Origin of the sequence: Halomonas sp. ND22Bw, from assembly GCF_003011945.1 — a bacterium.
GTDB classification, from domain to species: domain Bacteria; phylum Pseudomonadota; class Gammaproteobacteria; order Pseudomonadales; family Halomonadaceae; genus Halomonas; species Halomonas halophila.
Genome location: NZ_PXWD01000200.1, coordinates 1 through 430 on the forward strand (window position 1 = coordinate 1; position 430 = coordinate 430).

1 protein-coding gene and 1 pseudogene are annotated in these 430 nt (G+C 63.3%); both read left to right on the forward strand.

Annotated features, from left to right (window positions below; translation table 11 throughout):
- Nucleotides 1-236 (forward strand): annotated as a pseudogene (locus tag CVH10_RS17675) (hypothetical protein); the annotation flags it as partial.
- Between the two features lie 50 nt (nucleotides 237-286).
- On the forward strand, nucleotides 287-430 hold a 144-nt coding region (locus tag CVH10_RS17680), incomplete at its 3' end, for an HTH domain-containing protein (RefSeq protein ID WP_146143002.1).

Below are 430 nucleotides of genomic sequence, written 5' to 3' on the forward strand. Positions count from 1 at the left end.
CCAAGGGCAAGGATTTGTACGGCGTCCTGATCACCCTGCACGGCTGGGGCGCCAAACATGTTTATGGCGACACCGACAGCGGCATCGACATGATCCACAAGACCTGCGGCCATACCCTGACGCCCCGCATCGCCTGCGGGTGCTGTGGCGAAATCGTCAAGCCGCGCGACATCAAACTGACCCGCGCCGAAAATCGCCCCACCGTTGGCGACGTCATGCCCAAGGAAGCGGCCTGATCGACGCTTCTGCTGCCAGTTTCTGGCAGGATGTCTGCTAAGGTCATGGGGTGTCCCGCTCCGAACGTCTTCTCGATCTGCTGAACGTGCTGCGCCGTCATCGGCGGCCGGTGAGCGGACGCGCCTTGGCCGAGGAGATGGGGGTCAGTCTGCGGACCCTTTATCGCGACATCGCCAGTCTGCAGGCGCAAGGC